Raw genomic sequence first — 17,825 nt, forward strand, 5'->3', positions numbered from 1 at the left:
GCGCCCCGGCGGCGCTATCCCGCGAGCTGCCCGTCGCCCGCCCGGAGCTTCGCGAAGCGCGGGCGCCAGGCCCGGCTCTGGGCGAGCAGCGGCGCGGTGCGCGCGAGGAGCAGCGCCAGATCCTCGGGGCGGCCGGCATCGACCAGGGCGCGCGCCCGCCAGTAGAGGAGCTCGACCCGCTGATCGGCGCTGAGGACGCCGCCCAGCTCGCCGGGCGGCTCCCCCTCCTCGCGCGCCGTCGCCCGCGTGCGCGTGCTCTCCATGCCGGACCTCGGGTCCTTCACGGCGAGCTGCATGACGCCGAGGAGGGCCTGGGCGTACGGCGGGAGATCCGCGACCGCCCCCTGCGCCCTGAGCCACCGGAGCTGCCGGCTCGCGTCCGCGTGCTCGTCGCGCATCGCGTGGATCCGCGCGAGCAGGAGCGCGCTCCTGTAGGCCGGCCTGTCCTTGAGCTGCTCGTCGAGCGAGCGCGCCTGCCGCACCAGGGGCAGCGCCTCGTCCTCGTGCCCCCAGAGATAAAGCAGCTCCGCGAGCTTGATCGTCGCGTCGCGCTCCGCCAGGGCGCTCGCCTCCTCGCGGGCCAGCTGGACCGCGCGCCGGAGGTCCGCCATCGCGCGATCCGGGGCGTCGAGCGCCGGCCAGAGCTCCGCGCGGCGGACGAGCGCCGCGCAGAGGTGGGCCCGGTCGCCGCGCTCCTCGCAGCTGCGCACGGCGTCGTCGAAGCGCCGCTCCGCCTCCTCGAGCTGGCCGGACCGCGCGAGCACGCAGGCCAGCAGCGTGAGCCCGGTCACGTGCGTGTCGTGATCGGCCTCGCGGACGCGCTCCACGCCGTGCGTGAGCCGCTCGAGGGCGTCGTCCAGGTTGCCCTTGCGAAACGCCGAGCGGCCGGCGGCGACCTCGAAGCGCGCGGCGAGCGCTGCGTCGGCGCGGCCCTCGCGGGCGTCGAGCAGCGGGATCACCTCCTCGACGCGCGCCGCCGACTCCTCCCAGGCGCCCGCCCAGTCGAGCGCGGTCGCCTCCTCGAGCAGCGCCTCCGCGATCATCCGCGGGTCCTTCATCGTCCGGGCCAGCGCCCCCGCGGAGCGGAGATCGTCGAGCGCCTCGCCGGTGCGCAGGACGCGGTAGCGCACGCGCGCGCGGCCGAGGAGCGCGAGGTACCGCTGGCGCTGATCGTCGCCGTCGGCCCAGAGGAGCGCGGACGCGTAGTGGCCCTCCGCCACCGCGTTGTTGTGCTGGTCGCGCTGGAGATCGCCGAGGAGCAGGTACGCGTGCGCCGCGCGCGCGCGCGCCCCGGCGGCCGCGGCGTGGCGCGCGATCGGCTCGAGCAGATCCGGCGCCCTCGGCCGGGCCTCGGCCATGAGCTCCCAGACGGCGAGCGCGTGCCGGTGCATCGCCGCGCGCTGGTCCTCCGCGAGCAGCGCGTAGATGGCCTCCTGCAAGAGCGCGCTCCGGAAGGCGTAGCTGGCGCCGCCGCAGAGGGTGCCCTCGCCGTGCGCGGCGCCGTGCGCGCCGCGGGGGACGAGGAGCCCCCGCGCCACGAGCGCGCGCAGCGCGCTCGGTACGTCGACGCGCGCGCGCAGGGCGCTCGGGACATCGACGTGGTCGACGCTCGCCGCCGCCGCGTCCTCGCGCTCGCCCTCGCGTTCGAGCGCGCGTTGCACGCTCGCCGCCACGTCCTCCGAGAGCTCGAAGCCGAGCACCGCGCAGAGCCTCGCGCACGCGGCGAGCTCCGGCGGGAGCGCCTCCAGCTGCCCCGCGGCGAACCACTGCCACGCGGGCGACGGCGGGAGCCTCTCCAGCTCGGCGGTCGCGAGCTGGTGGCCGCTCGATCTCGCCCGCAGCCGCACGAGGCCCGCGCGCTTGGTCGCCCGTGTGAGCTCCACGAGGGCGCGGGGGTTGTAGCCGGCCCACGCGCAGATGCGCCGGAGCGTCGCGCTCGGCGGAGGCTCCGCGGGCCGGAGGAGCTCCGCGCAGAGCAGGAGCCCCGCGGCGTCGTCGAGCGGCGGGAGCGCGACGTGATCGCGCGCGTGGCTGCGGGCGCTCAGCGCGTGGCGCCGCGGCGCCGGCGAGCAGCGCGCCGGGGCGCCGGCGAGCAGCACCCAGAGCGAGACCGACGCCTCGCGCCGCGTCGCGAGGTCGAGCGCGTCGAGCGTGGCGCTGTCGGCGAGGTGCACGTCGTCGACGATCACGACGACGGGCCGCTCCATCGCCCTCCGGCGGAGCCCCTCGGCGAGCGCCCGGATCACGCTCCCGCGGCGCGGCGGCGGCCGGCCTGCGGAGCCGCCCGGCCAGCCGAGGATCGCGGCCACGGCGGGCCACACCTCGCCGCCGAGCGGCTCTCCGAGCCGCTCGACGCAGAACGCGCGCGGGTCGCCGGGCGCCGCGAGGGCGCCGTCCCTCGCGCCGAGCACCTCGGCGAGCAAGGCGGCCGCGGTCCGGCCGTAGCCGCCCCCGGGGCGCGCGCCGAGCTCCGGCTCGGCGCGCAGCGAGATCACGAGCGCGCCGGGGTGCGCGCGCCGGCTGCTCTCGGCGATCTCCTCGGCGAGGCGCGACTTGCCGGCGCCGCGCTCGCCGATCAGCGCGCAGAGGCCGGGCCCGAGGCCCGCGAGCGCGCGCTCGCGGCTCTCCTCGGCGGCGCTCTGGGCCTCGCCGCGCCCGACGAGCGGCGGCGCGGCGCGCGCGGCGCCGCGATGGCCCGAGGGCGGGGGCGCGTCCGGGGCGAAGAAGTAGCGGCCGTCCTCGCTCGCCGCGGCGACGTCGAACCCGGCGTGGGCGGTGACGAGCTCGGCGCTGAGCGCGATGCCGCGCCACGGATCCGAGGGCAGCCACGACTCGGGCCGCTCCACGGCGATGCCGGCGGCGTGGACGCCCTCGGCGTCGCGGCGGAGCTTCAACGGCGCGACGTGGATCGCGAGGGGCGCGCCGACCGAGGCGACGATCTCCCGCCCCGCGAGGAGCGCGCGCTCCGCGGCCGCCTCTTTCGGGCCGGGGAAGATCGCGACGAAGCGGTAGCCGCGCTGCCGCGCGAGGTGCCCGCCGTGGCGGGCCACGGCGGCGCGGACCTCGGCCTCGGCGCCGCGGGCCTCCAGGGCGAGCACCACCGTGTCGTGCCGGTCCGTGGAGCCGGTGGCGGCGTCGTCTCCCGCGATCGCCGCGGCGCCGGCGGCGCCGCCGGTCAGGGCGAGCGCCTCGGCGCCCGCCGACGCGAGCGCGGCCCGCAGGCCCGCGGCGTCGGCCGGGCGGCGCGCGCGCTCCTTGGCGAGGCAGGCGAGGACGAGGGCCTCGATGGACGGCGGGACCGGGGCGATCCCGCTCGGCCTGGGGGGGAGCCGGCCGAGGTGCCCCTGCGCGACGTCCGCGGGATCGCCCGCGAACGGAGGGCGCAGCGTGAGCAGCTCGAAGAGGAGCGCGCCGAAGGCGTAGAGATCCGCGCGCGCGTCGAGCGGCTCGCCCCGGAGCCGCTCGGGCGACGCGACCTCGGGCGTCCCGAGCATGGCGCCCAGCGTGGTGAGCGCGCTGTCCGCCGGGTGGCAGACGACGCCGCGCTCGCGCTGCGTGAGGCCGAAGTCGAGGAGCCGCACGCCGCCGTCAGGCTCGAGGAAGACGTTCTCGGGCGCGAGATCCAGGTGGACCAGGCCGCGCTCGTGCACCACCTGGAGGCAGCTCAGCACGCCGAGCGCGACGTCGAGGGCGGAGCGCAGGTCGGGCGCGGCGGGCAGGCCCTCGAGGTGGGCCGCCAGCGTCTCGCCGCGGAGCCGCTCCATCGCGATGTACGCGCGGCCGTCCTCGAGCACGCCGTTCTGGAACAGGCGAGGCGAGGCCGGGGGACCGAGCTGCTCGAGCGCCCACGCCTCGCTGCGGAACCGCTCGCGCGCGAGCAGCGAGTGGGCCCTGCTGATCTTGAGCACGGCGGGAGCGCCGTCCTCCGACCGCGTCGCAGCCCAGAGGACCGAGAAGGCGCCCGCCGCGAGCGGCGAGCCGACGCGGAAGCCCGCGACGGACGGCGGCGTCTCGGCGTCGAGATCGACCGGCGCCGGGCGGGACGGCGCCGTGGCTCCGTCCGTCGAGCAGGAGGTGAGCACTGCGAGTCGGCGATGGCAGGAAGGGCAACGCGGCAAGAAGACCTCGGATGACCTCGGGTGGGGCCCGGCGCGATCCGTGACCGATATTACCGGTGTTGCGGGTTGTCACGAGCAGGAAAACCGCATTGCGCGACACCTCCTTATGCCCATGGCGAAAGTGGGTGCTCGGTCTGCTCGGTCACCCGCGACATCGTGGGTGTCGTGTCGACACCGGAGGACAGCGGCGTCCCTCGCGCTGCGCGAGAGGGATCGCGGCTGTTGTCCTCCGAGCAGCTGTGCGAGCGATCGGCAGGGGTGAATCTCCGTCGAACACCCACCTTCGGAGAGGCGGAGTCGGGTCCGCGCGTGACTGTCGCGCACGGACGTCGGCGGGGCTCGGCTGAGCCGCGCCGGTCCGCGAGCTGTGGTGTATGCTGTTCCGAGCGGTCGGAGGGCTGGATGATCCATCGACAGACGGGCGAGATCGAGCTCACATCCGGGCTTCGCATCGGGCCCTCGTACTCGGAAGCGCAGTTCTTGTCGTCGCCGCTCGCGCGGATGGCCAACGCCCTGAGCCAGACGCAGCCGTGGAGCGGATACCGGATGTCGCGCCAGCGCATCGGCTTCAGGACCTTCCGCATCACGCTGCACTTCTGCAGCGGCAAGATCGCGTGGGTCGAGCTGTTCGAGGTGGGCGCCGAGTCGAAGGCGTTCTGGAACGACTGGTCCGAGAAGGAGGAGGCGGAGCGCAAGGCCAGCCACGACGCCTGGCTGGCGTCGATCCTCGGCGCGCCGCCGTACGAGTATCCCTGGGGAAAGATCACCTCCCAGCACGATCCGCGGGGCGGCTACAGCAGCATCGTCGTGCGCTTCGGCTAGCGCGCCGGGGCGCCGGGGCTCGATGCCGTCGCTGGTGCACGGGCCGGCGCCGCCCTCGGCGGGGCACCCCGGGGCGCCGCCGCCCTCGGCGTGGGATCCGGGGCGCTACAGCGCTCGCCGGTAGCGGATCTCCGGGAGGCTGCCGGCGCCGACCCGCGCCCACCGCCGCGCGCCGTCGCGGGTGAAGCCGGAGAGCTCGTAGAAGCGGCGCGCGCGGGTGTTCCCCTCGAGGACCCAGATCGTCATGGTCCTGTGGCGGCGCCGGGCCAGGTCGGCCTGCGCCGTGTCGAGCAGCGCGGCGCCGAGCCCGCGCCCCCACGCGGCGGGCAGGAGGTAGATCGTGTAGAGCTCGCCGACGTCGCCCGGGTCGTCGTCGTCGCGCGTCGGCCCGGCGCTCGCGAAGCCGAGCCCGGCGTCCTCGGCGCAGAGCACCCAGGTCCGCGTCCCGGTCGCGCCGTCGCGGCTCAGGATGCGCTGCCAGCTCACCTCGCGCGCCGGCACGGAGAGGGCGTTGAGATCGGCCGCCGGCACCAGGCCCAGGTAGGCCGCCTGCCAGGAGTCGACCTCGATGCGCGCGATGACGGCCGCGTCGGCCGGCCGCGCCCGGCGGATGACCGCCCCTGTGATCCGCTCTGACATGGTGTCTCGCACCCCAGGTTGGCTTTCGCCGCGGCGCCTCGCCGGGGCGCCGCCCGGCGCGCTCGCCCGCCGGAGGCGCGATCAAGCGGCCCCCGACGCCGCATTCATCATGATGCTCCATCCCTCGCCCGCGATCGTCCCCTAAGGTCCTTTTGTGCGCGGTGACGCTGCCGAGCGCTGCAAACGGAACCGAAGGAGGGAACCATGCTGTGCAAGGAGATCATGAAGCAAGACATCCAGAGCGTCCTGGCCGACGACACCATCCAGACGGCCGCGTGCAAGATGCGCGACGCGAACATCGGCTTCCTTCCTGTCTGCGATAGCGCCGGGAGGGTGCTCGGGGCGCTGACGGACCGCGACCTCGCCATCCGGGTGCTGGCCCACAACCGGCCGCTGAGCACGAAGGCGGGCGACGTCATGACGCGCGGGGTGGTCGCGTGCCGGCCCGACGACGACGTGCAACGCGCGGAGCAGCTGATGGGGCAGCACCACAAGTCGCGCGTCCTGTGCACCGAGGCGGACGGCCGCCTGGTCGGCATCATCAGCCTGTCGGATATCGCGCAGAGCGAGGACGACAGGCACACCGCGCAGACCATCCGCCGGGTGACCGAGCGGGAGGCGGTGCAGCACGAGAGCACGCGATAGCTCGCCTGAGCGCCGCCAGCGCGCCTAGCGGCGCCTTCACCCCGGCGCTTCGCCGCCGATCGCGCCTATCGCTTCGGCCGTGAGAAGGCGCGTCCTCCGGCCCGACGCGAGCGTGAGGTGCTGTCCCCAGCTCGTCTGGTGCGGCATCTCCCCCTCGACGAGCTCGCTCGCCCGGATCTCGAAGCCCGCCGCGCGGTAGGCGGGGCGCAGCGTGTCATCGACCCACGCGTCCGAGAGCTCGGGGAGCCCGAGCCGCGCCGCGTAGGGCCGGTCGTCGAAGACGCTCTGGTTGAGCAGCGCGATGAGCTCCCCGCCCGGTCGGACGAGCCGGCGCAGCGCCTCGAGCACCGGCGCCTCGGGCAGCACGAGGGCCGAGAGCAGCGAGGCCCAGGGGAAATTGAGGGTGAGGGTGTGGGCGAGCCCGGTGAGCTCCTCGGGCAGCGCCTGCACGGACGCGACGACGAAGAGCGCGTTCGGCCGGCCGCCCCGGGTGACCTTGCGGCTGGCGCGCCACGACACCTCGCGCATCCGCTCCCCCGCGGGGTCGACGCCGATGCAGTACGTATCGGCGTTGGCGCCGGCCGAGCGGTACACGAAGCGGCCGTCGCCTGTGCCGACGTCGATGAGGACGCGCGCGTGGCCGGCGAGCTTCGCCTCGAGGTCCGCGCGCGTCCACGTGACGGACGTCTTCCCGAGCTGCACGATCATCGTCGCCTCGAGCGCCGCTCTCCCCGGTTCCTCGCTCAGCCGGGGGCGCCCCCGCCCCCCGGGCGGTGCCCCTCGGCGCTCGCCGCCGCCAGCTCCCGGCAGGCGAGCGCCCGCGCGAGGTCGTCGCTCGCCTCGCGGAGCATCCGGACCAGCATCGGCAGCCGCGGCGCCGCCGGCGCGCCGTCCGGGGCCCGCCCGAGCGCCGCGGTCCGCGCCTCCGCGCGGGCGACGAGGTCCCGCTCGACGCGGTACGAGGGGAACAGATGCGTGAAATACGCGGACGCGAGCTCGTGCGTCCGCGTCTCGAAGACCTGCTGCACCCGCTCGAAGAACGCCTGCGCGTACGGCTCGAGCAGCGCGCGCTGGAACGACCAGTTGAAGCCCGACATCGCCGCGCTGGTGAGGTGCAGCGAGCCGTACCCTTCCTCGTGGAAGCGCGCCCACGCCGCGGCCTTCGCCGCCGGATCCGGGCGCGCCGTCTCGGCGCGGAGCGCGGCGCGCTGGCCGCGGTCCGACGGGTCGCGCTCGCGCTCGGCGGCGAGCCGCTCCTCCGCGCCCTTCATACCGCGCGCGATCCACTTCACGGCGACCGTCCAGCGCATCTCCTGGTCGATCTCGAGGCCGTCCACCTCGATCTCGCCGTCCGCGAGGCGCGCGGCCAGCGCGAGATCCGGCGCGGAGTACGCCGCGTTGAAGAGCGCCCGCGCCCACACGATCTGCGCGTCGCCGCGGGGGGCCGACCGCAGGGCCGCGAGGGCGAGGCCGGTGAACGCGCTCGCCTCGGCCTCGCGCAGCGGATCCGGCACGTAGCGCGCGAGCGCCGTCACCGCGTTCGTGAGCACCGGGTCGACGAGCGAGAGGTCCGGCTCGGCGGGCAGCTTGTCCCTCACCAGCGCGAGGTACGCCGGGGAGGCGAGCTTCTGGTCGCGCACCATGCTCCAGAGCGACGACCAGAGCAGCTGGCGCAGGAGCGGATCCTCGACGCGGCCCATGTGCTCGCGCACGAACGCGAGCGAGGCCGGGTCGAGCGCGATCTTCGCGAACGTGAGGTCGTTGTGGTTGGGGAACACGAGGAGCGGCGCCCGCTGCCCCCGCGCGGCCGCGACCTCGGTCGCCGCGCCGTCGATCTCCGCGGGCACCGAGTCGACGACGAGCGCGCCGTTCTCCTCGCGCGCGAGCGCGACGTCGATGCGGTGCGGCCGGAGGGTCGGGTAGTCGGCGGGCGCCGTCTGCAGCACGCGGAGCCGGCCGATGCGGTCGCCGTCGGGCTCCCACTCGGCCGTCAGCGTGTTGAGGGACGCCTGCTCGAGCCAGAGGCGCGACCACGCGCCGAGGTCGCGGCCGGAGCCCTCCTCCAGCGCGGACAGGAACTCGCGCAGCGTCGCGTTGCCGTACTGGTAGCGCTTGAAGTACCGGCGCATCCCCTCGCGGAAGGCCGGGAGGCCGATCGCCGCGACGAGCTGCTTCATCGCGGCGGCGCCCTTGCCGTACGTGATGCCGTCGAAGTTGAGGAACGTGTGCTCCGTGTCGGCGAGCTCCCCGGCGATGGGGTGCGTCGTCACGAGCTGGTCCTGCCGGTAGGCCCAGCTCTTCATGACGTTGAACGCCTTCCACACGGCCGGTTGGAACCGGGTCGCCTGTTCCATCGCGAGGAAGGCCATGTACGTGGCGAAGCTCTCGTTCAGCCAGAGATCGTTCCACCACCGCATGGTCACGAGGTTGCCGAACCACATGTGGGCCATCTCGTGGAGGAGCACCTCCGCGCGCGTGAGGCGCTGGTGGTCCGTCGGCGGGTCCCGGAAGATCATGCGCTCGCTGTGGGTCACGGCGCCGACGTTCTCCATGGCGCCGGCGTTGAACTCCGGGACGAAGACCTGGTCGTACTTGCTGAAGGGGTAGGGGTAGTCGAAGAACTCCGGGTAGAAGTCGAAGCCCTGCTTCGTGATCGTGAAGAGCTCCTCGGCGTCGAGGTGCCTCGCGAGCGACCTGCGGCAGTAGAGCCCGAGGGGGATGCCGCGGTGCTCGTCGCGGACGCCGCTGTACGGGCCGGCGATCAGCGCGAAGATGTAGGTGCTGAACCGGGTCGTCTCCTCGAACACCCGCGTCGTGCGCCCGAGGCCGGCGCCGAACGTGCGCGCGACGCGGGCGTTGCCGATGACCTCCCAGTCCTCGGGCGCGGTGACGGAGAGCCGGTAGCTCGCCTTGATGTCCGGCTGATCGAAGCAGGGGAACACGCGGTGGGCGCTGAACGGCTCGAGGTCCGAGTAGACGTAGTCCTCGCCGTCCTCCGGGTCGCGGAAGTGATGGAAGCCGTCGCCTGTGTGATCGTAGTCGTTCTCGTAGACGACGCGCACGCGCGTCTCCGGGGCGAGCAGCCTCCCCGGGAGGAGGATGCGGCAGTCGGACCACGCGGGCTCGATCTCGACGCCGTTGATCTCGAGCCGCTCGATGCGCCCGCCGCGGAAGTCGATGAACGTGTCGCCGTGGCCGCGGACGTCGAAGTACGCGACCGCCTCGCCTCGGTAGCCGCTCTCGCCGCGCGAGAGGTCGAGCGAGAGCTCGTAGCGCGCGCTGCCGATGCGCGCGGCGCGCTCCTCGGCCTCTTTCTGGGTGAGCACGTCCCTTCCAGGGCCGCCGGTCTTCTCCGTCATGACGGCACACCGTAGGACGAACCGCCGGAGGGTGGCCAGCGATCTGCCGCGGTCGCGGTCGCTGCGCCGTCGGGCGACCGCCGCGCCTCCGTGCCCATCGGCGCCCACCAACCATAGGGCGCGCGCTCGGCTGAGCGTCCGTGAGAGCGGCGAGGCCGCGACAGAAAGTCCTGTTAAATTGGAAATTTGTACTATGGACCACAGCGGGCGGCTCAGGGCGCCGGAGGGCTGCGGCGCCACACGAGCGCGACGGCGATCCCCGCGAGCGCGAAGGCCGCCTGGAGGAGGTGGACGAGCAGCGAGATCGCGACGGCGGAGCTCGCGGTGAGGCCGAGCAGCGAGGCGGCGAGCGTGAAGGCCCCGTCGGTGGCGCCGATCTGGCCCGGGATGAGGTCGCCGGCGGCCGTGCCGGCGGCGCCCACGCCGTACGCGGCGAGCGCGCGGAGGGGGCCGCTCTCGGCGCCGACGACGGCGAGCAGCACGCCGTACTGCACCGCCTGGAGCGCGCGGCCCGCGAGGCAGGCGGCGAACGGCCAGGCCGGGACGGGCGGGCGCTCGTGGACGGCCTCCTGGAAGGCGGCGGCGAGCTGACCGGCGCGGGCGAACCGCCGGGTGATCCACGCCGAGGCGGCGCGCTGCCGCGCGGCGAAGGCGACGCCGAGGCCGCTCGCGACCAGGAGGGCCGCATGCGCGAGCACGCCGAGGGCGAGCGGAGAGGCGCCGCCGATGTGGAAGAGGGCGACGGCCGCGAGGAGCGACAGCGGGGCCGAGGACAGGAGCGCGAGCGACTGGTTCGCCGTGGCGATCGCGGCCGCGCGCGCGGCGCCGACGTGGGGGGAGAGCAGCGCGGCCTTGACCGCCTCGCCCGCGGGGCGGCCGGCCGGCATCAGCGTGATGACAGGGTAGGTGACGGCGTGGATGCGAAGGAGCTCCGAGGCCGGGATGCGCCGCGGCGCGCAGAGCACGCCGGTCGCGAGCGCCTCGCAGCCGACGCGCGCCGCCTCCAGCGCGATCAGGAGAGGCACGAACGGCGCGGCGCGGGTCACCGCGGCGAGCATCTCCGCCGCGCCGACGTGGCGGATGAGCGCGGCCAGGGCGGCCAGGCCGAGGCCGCCGAGCGCCGCGTGGAGCAGCGCCTTTCGCCGCGCGCGGCGGGCGGCGGGCGCGTCCGGGGCGGCGGGCGGAGCGGCCGGGACGCGCGCGTCGCCGCCGGGCGCGGGCCTGGGATCGCTGCCGGCGCATTCCGCTGCCGCTCGGGCCGGAGGCAAGGGAGTCATGGGAAGGGGATGCGCTGCGAGGAGCATGCCGGCGCCGTGTGGGTGCAGCGTGCGCACGCGGCGGTGAGCTGCCTCGCGGAGCGCACGCGCCGTGGGCATGCGGCGTGCGCACCCGGCGGTGAGGTATCTCGCAGAGCGCAGACGCTCGGAGCGCGCAGCGCGCCCGCGGCGGTGAGGTATCTCGCAGAGCGCAGACGCCCGGAGCGCGCAGCGCGCGCACGCGGCGGGATGCCACGCGGAGCGCGGGCGAGCCGAGTGGCGAGATGTCAGGCACAGATCGTCCTCGTCCCTCAAAGGCCACCCGAGGTAGGGGGGATCAACGGAGTTGACTTCCTTGAACAACCACAAGCTTCATGGCGGGAATTTTACAGGTCCTGGTCCGAGGGCCGTGGTCGCGCTGCTGGTCGCCCTCTCGACGGGCGGTCTGGTCGCGTGTGGCTCGGCCCCGGTCGACGGTGTGCCGGCGAACCGTGCGCCGGTCGACGGCGGGTCGGGCGGCGGCGGGTCGGGCGGCGGCGGGGACACCACCCCTCCCGAGATCCCGCCCGCTGCGCCGGGCGTCATCGCGCAGCGCCTGACCAGGCTCCTCTGGAGGGACGAGGCGCTGGCCGGCGAGATCAGCGCGCGGCTGCGCGCCCCGGTGCAGGCGCGCGCCGTCCAGGAGCTGGCGCGCGAGATGCTCCAGGATCCGCGCGCAAGGAGCGGCGTCGGGCGCTTCTTCGGCTGGTGGCTGCGCTCGAAGCTGCTCCTGGGCTTCACCCCCGAAGGCGAGCCTGTCGACGATCCGCTGCTCGCGTCGATGCGCAAGGAGATCGAGGCCTACGGGAGCGCGGTCGTCCTCGACGAGGACGGCACCCTGGATACACTGATGTTCGCCCCGTACACCTTCGTCGACGCGCGCCTCGCGGAGCACTACGGGATGAGCGGCGTCGAGGGCGAGGAGCCCACGCGCGCGCCGTACGGCTCCCCAAACCGGATGGGGCTCTTCACCAGCGCCTCGGTGATGCGGACGTTCAGCAGCCCTTACCCGGTCACCTGGCCCGTGAGGCGAGGCTGGCTCGTCCGCTCCGCGCTTCTCTGCACGGCGCTCCCCGACATGTCGCCGCCCGAGGAGCCCGCGCTGGGGCGCTCGATCCGCCGGCAGATGATCGAGGTGACCGCTCCGGCGTCGTGCGCCACGTGCCACGGCGAGCTGAACCCGCCGGGGTTCGCCTTTCTCCGGTTCGACAGCATGGGCCGCGAGCTCGCGGACGACGGCGGCGAGCCGTTCGACACCTCCGGATGGATCACCGGCGTACCCGGCGAGCCGAGGTACGGAGATGTCCGCGAGCTGCTCGAGATCTTGAAGGAGCTCCCGGAGGTCCACGGGTGCATCGCGAGTCTCCTGATGCACTACGCGACCGATCCTCTCTCTCACCCCAACGCGGTTGTCCCGGAGGCGCTGGCGCCGCGCGTCGCCTCGCTGGCAGCGGCCTTCGGCCGGTCGGGGCGCAACCTGCGCGAGCTGCTCCTCTCGGTGGTGGGGACCCCCGAGTTTCTCGGCGAGCAGGAGCTCACGTGGGGACCTCCGGACGAGCAGCCGTGAGCGCCCCCGGGCGGTCGTGGACGCGACCGCTCTCCTGGCGCCCTTGGCCTCTCGGCGGCTCTGATCCCTCCTGCCTCGCCTCCGGTGCGCTCAGGACGCGCTCGTCCTTCCCGAACGGCGCGCGCGAAGCACGGCGTCGGCGCTGAACACCGCGAGCCCCGTCCAGATGCAGGCGAAGCTCACGGCCTGGGCCGTGCTGAACGGCTCGTCGTAGACAAGCACGGCCAGCAGGAACTGGCCGCTCGGCGCGAGGTACTGGAGGAAGCCGACGGTGGTCAGCGACAGGCGGCGCGCCGCGTTCGTGAACCAGACGAGCGGCAGGGCCGTGATGATGCCCGTCGCAGCGAGCAGGAGGTGGGTCCGCAGATCGGCGCGGCCCGCGGCGCCGGCGCCCTCGGCGTGGAGGGCGGCCAGGTAGGCCGCGCCGAGCGGGGCGATGAACGACGTCTCCAGGGTGGAGCCGGGGAGCGAGCCGACGGCGGCGACCTTCCGCAGCAGGCCGTACACCCCGAACGTGCTCGCCAGGCCCAGGGCGATCCAGGGGATCGAGCCGGCGCGCACCGCCAGGTACACGACGCCCGAGGCGGCGAGGCCGAGCGCGAGCCACTGGGCGGGCCGCAGCCGCTCGCGCAGGAAGAGCATGCCGAGGAGCACGCTGAGCAGCGGGTTGATGAAGTAGCCGAGGCTGGCGTCGAGCACGCGCCCCACCGCGACCGCGTAGATGAAGAGGACCCAGTTCGCCGACACGAGCGTGCCGGTCACCGCCATCGCCGCGACGACGCGCCGGTCGCGCAGGGCGGCGCCGAGCGCGCGGCCCTGCCCTGTGGCCAGCGTGAGCGCCACGAACGAGAGCAGGCTCCACACGGTGCGATGGGCCAGGAGCTCGACCGCGCCGACGTGCCGGAGCTGCTTCCAGAAGACGGGGACGACGCCCCAGGAGCTGTAGGCCGCGATCCCGTAGGCGACGCCCCACGCGGCCTCCTTTCGGCTGTCGCGGGCATCTTCGGGCGTGGGCATCGGGGTCGTGCTTCCTCGGCGGCGTCGCTCGACGCCGCCCGCCGCCCGGCGCCGCTGCTACGAGGCGCCGCTCGCGTTCGATCGGACGGCGAACATGGCGAACCTGCTCGGCCATTTCAAGCCCTGCCTGCGAGCGCCGGGCTCGCAGGCTCGCCGCGAGGCCGCATGGCATCGGCGTTGCTGGATGCGGGGCGCGGCGCTGAGTCCGCAGCGAGCACAGCGAGGTGGGTATGCGAAGTGTCTACGCTTCAGCAGGGCTATGTGCAGCGATGATGGTCGCGTGCACGGGAGAAACGACCGGCGAGACGCGGCCTGGAGGCGCACAGCCTGAAGACATGGGGTTCGTGACCGTCCAGTGGTCCATCGAGGACAAGACCGACGCCGCTCAGTGCAAGGCGCGCGGCGCGACGGCGGTCGAGCTGGTCCTCATCAACACGAAGAGCAACGAGGTCACGCGGCAGGTGGTCCCCTGCGAGCGGTTCGACGCGAGCGTGCAGCTCATCGCCGACGACTATGTCGGGACGCTCTCGCTCGTCGACGACAACGGCAGGCCGGTCAGCGATCCGCAGGCGGTGGGGCCGTTCGAGGTCTCCGGGGACGAGTCGACGACCCGCAAGATCAGCTTCCCCGCCGCCGAGCGGCAGCGAGGCACGCACCGGCAGCCCGAAAGGCCGCGGCGGTAGGCCACAGGCGAATCGCGCCACGCGCGCCCGAGCCCCTTCACGCACCGCTGGCGGCCGCCCGCCCGCGGAGGAGCGCTATCGAGCCGCCCTCACGACGGTGAGGGCGCTCGGTCCCTCCCCGCGCCGCCGGGGAGCCCGCCCCCTTCGATCAGCCGGAGGAGCTTGTCCTTCGTGGTCAGCCCCACGTGACGAGCCACCTCCTTGCCCCCGGCGAACGCGACGACGGTCGGAAAAGCGCGGATGCCGAGGCGGCGGGCGATGGCCGGGCACCGATCGCCGTCGACCGCCACCACCTTCAGGCGCCCTGCGCCTTCCTCCGCCAGCTTGTGCAGGATGGGCGCGAGCGCGCGGCACGGCGGGCACCACTGCGCGGTCAGCTCGACGAGGACGGGCACCCCGGCCTCCAGCACCTCGGCGTCGAAGCTCGCCTCATCGATCTCGCGGACAGGATTCGTGGACATGGCGTGAACCTCCATGCCCTGGCAGGTCTCGAGGGCGGCATCCATTACAGCGCTCGCCCGTTGTAATGTGGTCGCGGCTCGACACCTGACCTCCTGGACCATGGGCGCCATCAAGGACGCGGACGATCTCCTCAACCATGTGTCGCACCTTGTGCGCTCCGAGCGTTCGGCGCTCGCGGCGCTGGCGCGCGCGGAGGGGGTGACACCAGAAGATGCGGTCGACTGCGTGCAGGAGGGCCTCTGCACGCTGCTCACGCTCGCGCAGCGGGGCGCCCTCCCGGAGGACGTCGGCGCGTGGGGGGGCGTGCTCGCCGGGACGGTGCGGAACGCCGCGCGCAACCGGCGCCGCCGTCACTTCCGCGCCCGGCCGCACGACGACGTGGACGCGCACCCGGAGGCCGCGGGGGACGTGCCGGCGACCGACGAGGCGATCGCGCGCGCCGAGGAGCACGTCCGCCTGCGCGCGTGCGTCGAGGAGCTCTGCGAGATCCAGAAGGCCGTCGTGACGCTGCGCATGCTCGAGGAGCAACCCGGAGAGGACGTGGCGCGCGCGCTGGGCATCTCGGCCGGCCACGTCGCGGTGCTCCTGCACCGGGCCAAGCTCGCGCTGCGCGCGTGCATGACGTCGCCGCACTGAGCCCGCGCGCCGCGCGTGCTGCCGCGCGCCCTCGCGAGTGCGCGCGCGGCGCGGGCGCGCCGGTGTCTGCTATGTCTTGGGCGAGACGTCATGAGCTCTTCTTCGTCCGCTTCGCCAGCCTTGCGCATCCTCGCGCCCGATGAGCCGCCCGCGTTCGAGGTGGTGAACCCCGAGGGCCGCTCCAGCGCGGTCCTGCTCTGCGACCACGCGTCCAACGCGGTTCCGAGGAGCCTCCCCGAGCTGGGCAGGCAGCACGAGGCGCTCCGCGAGCACACCGGCTGGGACATCGGCGCGGCCCGCCTCTCGCGCCGCCTGTCCGCGCTCCTCGACGCGCCGCTCGTGCTCTCCGGCTACTCGCGGCTCGTCATCGACTGCAACCGGCCGCTGGGCGCGCCGACGTCCATCCCCGAGATCAGCTGCGGCGTGCCCATCCCCGGCAACGCCATCGACGCCGCCGAGGCCCGCGCGCGGGCTGACGCGTGCTTCTGGCCCTACCACCGCGCGATCACCGCGCTCCTCGACGCGCGGCGGCACCGCCGGGAGCGCACGGCGATCCTCAGCGTGCACAGCTTCACGCCCGCGATGCCCGGCCAGGACCGGCCGTGGCACGCGGCTGTCCTCTACGGGCGCGACCGCAGGCTCGCCGCGCCGTTCCTCGAGGCGCTGCGGCGCGAGCCCGGGCTCTGCGTCGGCGACAACGAGCCCTACCGCGTGACCGAGGGCGGCGACTACGGGATCCCCACGCACGGCGAGGCCCGCGGCCTGCCCTGCGTGCTCCTCGAGATCCGCCAGGACGGCCTGCTGAGCGACGAGGGCGTGGAGTCCTGGGCCCAGCGCCTCGCGGCGAGCTACCGGGCCATCGAGGCGAGCGGCGTCGACCTGAACGCCCTCTCCCCGGACGCCTCCGCCGGTCGGTGACGTGGACGGGGCTCGGGGCCCGGCTGACACCTCCGAGGCACCTTGTCTCACGTGTGACGGCCTGACGCAGGCGAGCCTCCGCCGGGGGCGGCGGAGAGCGTCACTCCGGGACGGCGCACATCGCTGCGAACAGCCCGATTCCCATCGGTTTCCGGCAAAGGCTCGGGGCGGCACCGTTCGTGTATCGCCGGGCTCATGGCAGCGCTCGGCCCTCGCGCCGGCGCTCGTTCAACGGAGTCGATGGAGGTACCGATGAACCATGCAGTCAATCCGAGGTGGTGGGATGATCACAAGACGTCCGGCTGGGACCGCGTGAAGGAGGCGCTGCGCCGCGACTGGGAGCAGACCAAGGCGGACTTCACCAGCACCAAGGGGCAGGAGCTCAATCAGGACGTCGGCGATACGGTGAAGCAGGCGCTCGGCAAGCAGCCGATCCCGCCGCGCTACGCGCCGAACACCGACTGGGACCAGGTCGAGCCGGGGCTGCGCTACGGCTGGGGCGCGGCGGGCCATTACAGCGATCACACCGACTGGGACGATCGGGTCGAGAGCAAGCTCAAGGAGGAGTGGAACGACCTCAAGAGCGGGCGCACCTGGGACGAGGCGAAGAGCGCCGTGCGGCGCGGGTGGGATTCGGCGCGGCGCAAGGTCTCCTGAGCCGCGCCCTCGACCGGATCACCGCTTCGACGGCGGGAGCAGCTCCCTCAGCGCGTCGTGCAGGCGGCGGTACGTCACGACGTCGCCCCGCGCCACGCCCTCGCGCACGAGATCCCGGGCGACCTCCGGGCCGATGCCGGCGAGCACGCAGGTGCTGCCGAGCAGCCTCACCGCCGTCGCCACGCGCAGGAAGAGCGCGAGCGCGCTCGCCTCCATCCGGTCGAGCCCGGTGACATCGATGACCACGGCGCGCGCCCGCCTGGCCGTCACGGCGGAGAGGAGCCGCTCCATGAGGAGCGCGCACCGCTCCTCGTCGACGAAGCCGATCACGGGGACGCAGAGGATCCGGCTCCAGACCTCGATGATGGGCATGGACAGCGCCCGGATCGCGGCGCGCTGGTGCTCGATGAGCGTCAGCTTCTCGGTGATCTCCCGCTCGTACGCGAGGTCGCGCGCCCGCGCGAGCTCCTCCTCGGCGCGGGCGCGCGCGAGCGCCTGCGACGCCGCGGGTAGGAGGCGGCGCACGAGGCTGACGTGGCGCGCGTCGAAGAAGGCGCGGTCCGGATGGACAAGCACGAGCAGCGACCGCAGGGGGCCGGCGTGGAGCGGCGCGTGGAGCGCGGAGCCGTAGCGCGCGAGCACGGGCTCCGGCTGGCGCTGCCACTCGGCGAGCTGGCGGAGGTCGAAGCTGGCGACCGGCCGGCCCTCGAGCGCGCGTGAGAACGCGGGCCCGGCCTCCCATTCGGTCGCCGAGAGGCCCGGATCGGTCGCGACGAGGGCGCGGCCGTCCGCCCCCTCATCGAACGCGATCACGAGCCCGGCGGCGGCCCCGAGCCGCTGCGCGGTCGCCTCGACGACGCGCGCCAGCGTCTCCGTGAAGCTGCCCGGCTCCGTGAAGCGCAGGAGCACCTCCGCCAGCCCTTCGGCCTCCAGCCGGAGCGCTCGCTCCTCCTCATGCGCGCGCCGAAGCTCGGCGATCGTCTCGTGGGCAGCCTCGTCCATCAAAT

General features: G+C 74.3%; 15 protein-coding genes. 7 read left to right on the forward strand and 8 right to left on the reverse strand.

All coding sequences use genetic code 11. The annotated features are described in order from the left end of the window. Window positions 1–14: 14 nt before the first annotated feature. Window positions 15–4,082, reverse strand: a complete 4,068-nt coding sequence (locus tag WME97_RS12530) for a serine/threonine-protein kinase (RefSeq protein WP_437552135.1) — start codon at window positions 4,080–4,082, stop codon at window positions 15–17. A 438-nt stretch (window positions 4,083–4,520) separates the two neighbouring features. On the opposite strand from WME97_RS12530, the gene WME97_RS12535 reads away from it, so the two are divergent. Then, on the forward strand, window positions 4,521–4,940 hold the full coding sequence (locus WME97_RS12535) for a hypothetical protein (protein WP_437552136.1): 420 nt from the start codon (window positions 4,521–4,523) through the stop codon (window positions 4,938–4,940). 105 nt (window positions 4,941–5,045) lie between these two features. Here WME97_RS12535 and WME97_RS12540 read toward each other — a convergent pair whose 3' ends face one another. Further along, complete coding sequence (locus WME97_RS12540) at window positions 5,046–5,579, reverse strand: N-acetyltransferase family protein (protein WP_437552137.1); 534 nt, start codon at window positions 5,577–5,579, stop codon at window positions 5,046–5,048. A gap of 204 nt (window positions 5,580–5,783) precedes the next feature. Between WME97_RS12540 and WME97_RS12545 the strand changes: the two genes are divergently transcribed. Continuing rightward, window positions 5,784–6,224 carry a CBS domain-containing protein gene (locus WME97_RS12545; protein WP_437552138.1) on the forward strand — a complete coding sequence of 147 codons (441 nt, stop codon included), beginning with the start codon at window positions 5,784–5,786 and terminating at the stop codon, window positions 6,222–6,224. Between the two features lie 36 nt (window positions 6,225–6,260). On the opposite strand, the gene WME97_RS12550 is transcribed toward WME97_RS12545, so the two are convergent. The 3 genes from WME97_RS12550 to WME97_RS12560 form a co-directional block, all read right to left on the reverse strand. Next, on the reverse strand, window positions 6,261–6,932 hold the full coding sequence (locus tag WME97_RS12550; RefSeq protein ID WP_437552139.1) for a class I SAM-dependent methyltransferase: 672 nt from the start codon (window positions 6,930–6,932) through the stop codon (window positions 6,261–6,263). 35 nt (window positions 6,933–6,967) lie between these two features. Next, window positions 6,968–9,583, reverse strand: coding sequence for an aminopeptidase N (gene pepN / locus WME97_RS12555; protein ID WP_437552140.1), 2,616 nt, complete (start codon window positions 9,581–9,583; stop codon window positions 6,968–6,970). A gap of 212 nt (window positions 9,584–9,795) precedes the next feature. Beyond that, complete coding sequence (locus WME97_RS12560) at window positions 9,796–10,860, reverse strand: lysylphosphatidylglycerol synthase domain-containing protein (RefSeq protein ID WP_437552141.1); 1,065 nt, start codon at window positions 10,858–10,860, stop codon at window positions 9,796–9,798. Window positions 10,861–11,194: 334 nt separating this feature from the next. On the opposite strand from WME97_RS12560, the gene WME97_RS12565 reads away from it, so the two are divergent. Continuing rightward, window positions 11,195–12,445, forward strand: a complete 1,251-nt coding sequence (locus tag WME97_RS12565) for a DUF1588 domain-containing protein (protein WP_437552142.1) — start codon at window positions 11,195–11,197, stop codon at window positions 12,443–12,445. Window positions 12,446–12,535: 90 nt separating this feature from the next. Here the strand turns inward: WME97_RS12565 and rarD are convergent, their stop codons facing one another. Then, window positions 12,536–13,462, reverse strand: a complete 927-nt coding sequence (gene rarD / locus WME97_RS12570) for an EamA family transporter RarD (RefSeq protein WP_437552143.1) — start codon at window positions 13,460–13,462, stop codon at window positions 12,536–12,538. Between the two features lie 335 nt (window positions 13,463–13,797). Here rarD and WME97_RS12575 point away from each other — a divergent pair, with 335 nt between their 5' ends. Then, window positions 13,798–14,145 (forward strand): hypothetical protein, encoded by a 348-nt coding sequence (locus WME97_RS12575; protein ID WP_437552144.1) that lies wholly within the window; start codon window positions 13,798–13,800, stop codon window positions 14,143–14,145. An 89-nt stretch (window positions 14,146–14,234) separates the two neighbouring features. Here the strand turns inward: WME97_RS12575 and WME97_RS12580 are convergent, their stop codons facing one another. Further along, window positions 14,235–14,606, reverse strand: a complete 372-nt coding sequence (locus WME97_RS12580; protein WP_437552145.1) for a thioredoxin family protein — start codon at window positions 14,604–14,606, stop codon at window positions 14,235–14,237. A gap of 100 nt (window positions 14,607–14,706) precedes the next feature. Here WME97_RS12580 and WME97_RS12585 point away from each other — a divergent pair, with 100 nt between their 5' ends. The 3 genes from WME97_RS12585 to WME97_RS12595 all read left to right on the forward strand — a co-directional run bounded on the left by WME97_RS12585 (window position 14,707) and on the right by WME97_RS12595 (window position 16,818). Continuing rightward, window positions 14,707–15,243 (forward strand): RNA polymerase sigma factor, encoded by a 537-nt coding sequence (locus WME97_RS12585; RefSeq protein ID WP_044964694.1) that lies wholly within the window; start codon window positions 14,707–14,709, stop codon window positions 15,241–15,243. 90 nt (window positions 15,244–15,333) lie between these two features. Then, a complete protein-coding gene (locus WME97_RS12590) occupies window positions 15,334–16,161 on the forward strand; it encodes an N-formylglutamate amidohydrolase (RefSeq protein ID WP_437552146.1) in 828 nt (275 codons plus the stop codon). 252 nt (window positions 16,162–16,413) lie between these two features. Continuing rightward, window positions 16,414–16,818, forward strand: a complete 405-nt coding sequence (locus WME97_RS12595) for a hypothetical protein (protein WP_437552147.1) — start codon at window positions 16,414–16,416, stop codon at window positions 16,816–16,818. 18 nt (window positions 16,819–16,836) lie between these two features. Here the strand turns inward: WME97_RS12595 and WME97_RS12600 are convergent, their stop codons facing one another. Continuing rightward, entirely contained in the window at window positions 16,837–17,820 is a 984-nt protein-coding gene (locus WME97_RS12600) for an STAS domain-containing protein (protein ID WP_437552148.1), read from the reverse strand. Window positions 17,821–17,825: the final 5 nt, after the last annotated feature.

The sequence above is a fragment of the Sorangium sp. So ce367 genome, assembly GCF_051520455.1.
GTDB lineage: Bacteria > Myxococcota_A > Polyangia > Polyangiales > Polyangiaceae > Sorangium > Sorangium cellulosum_B.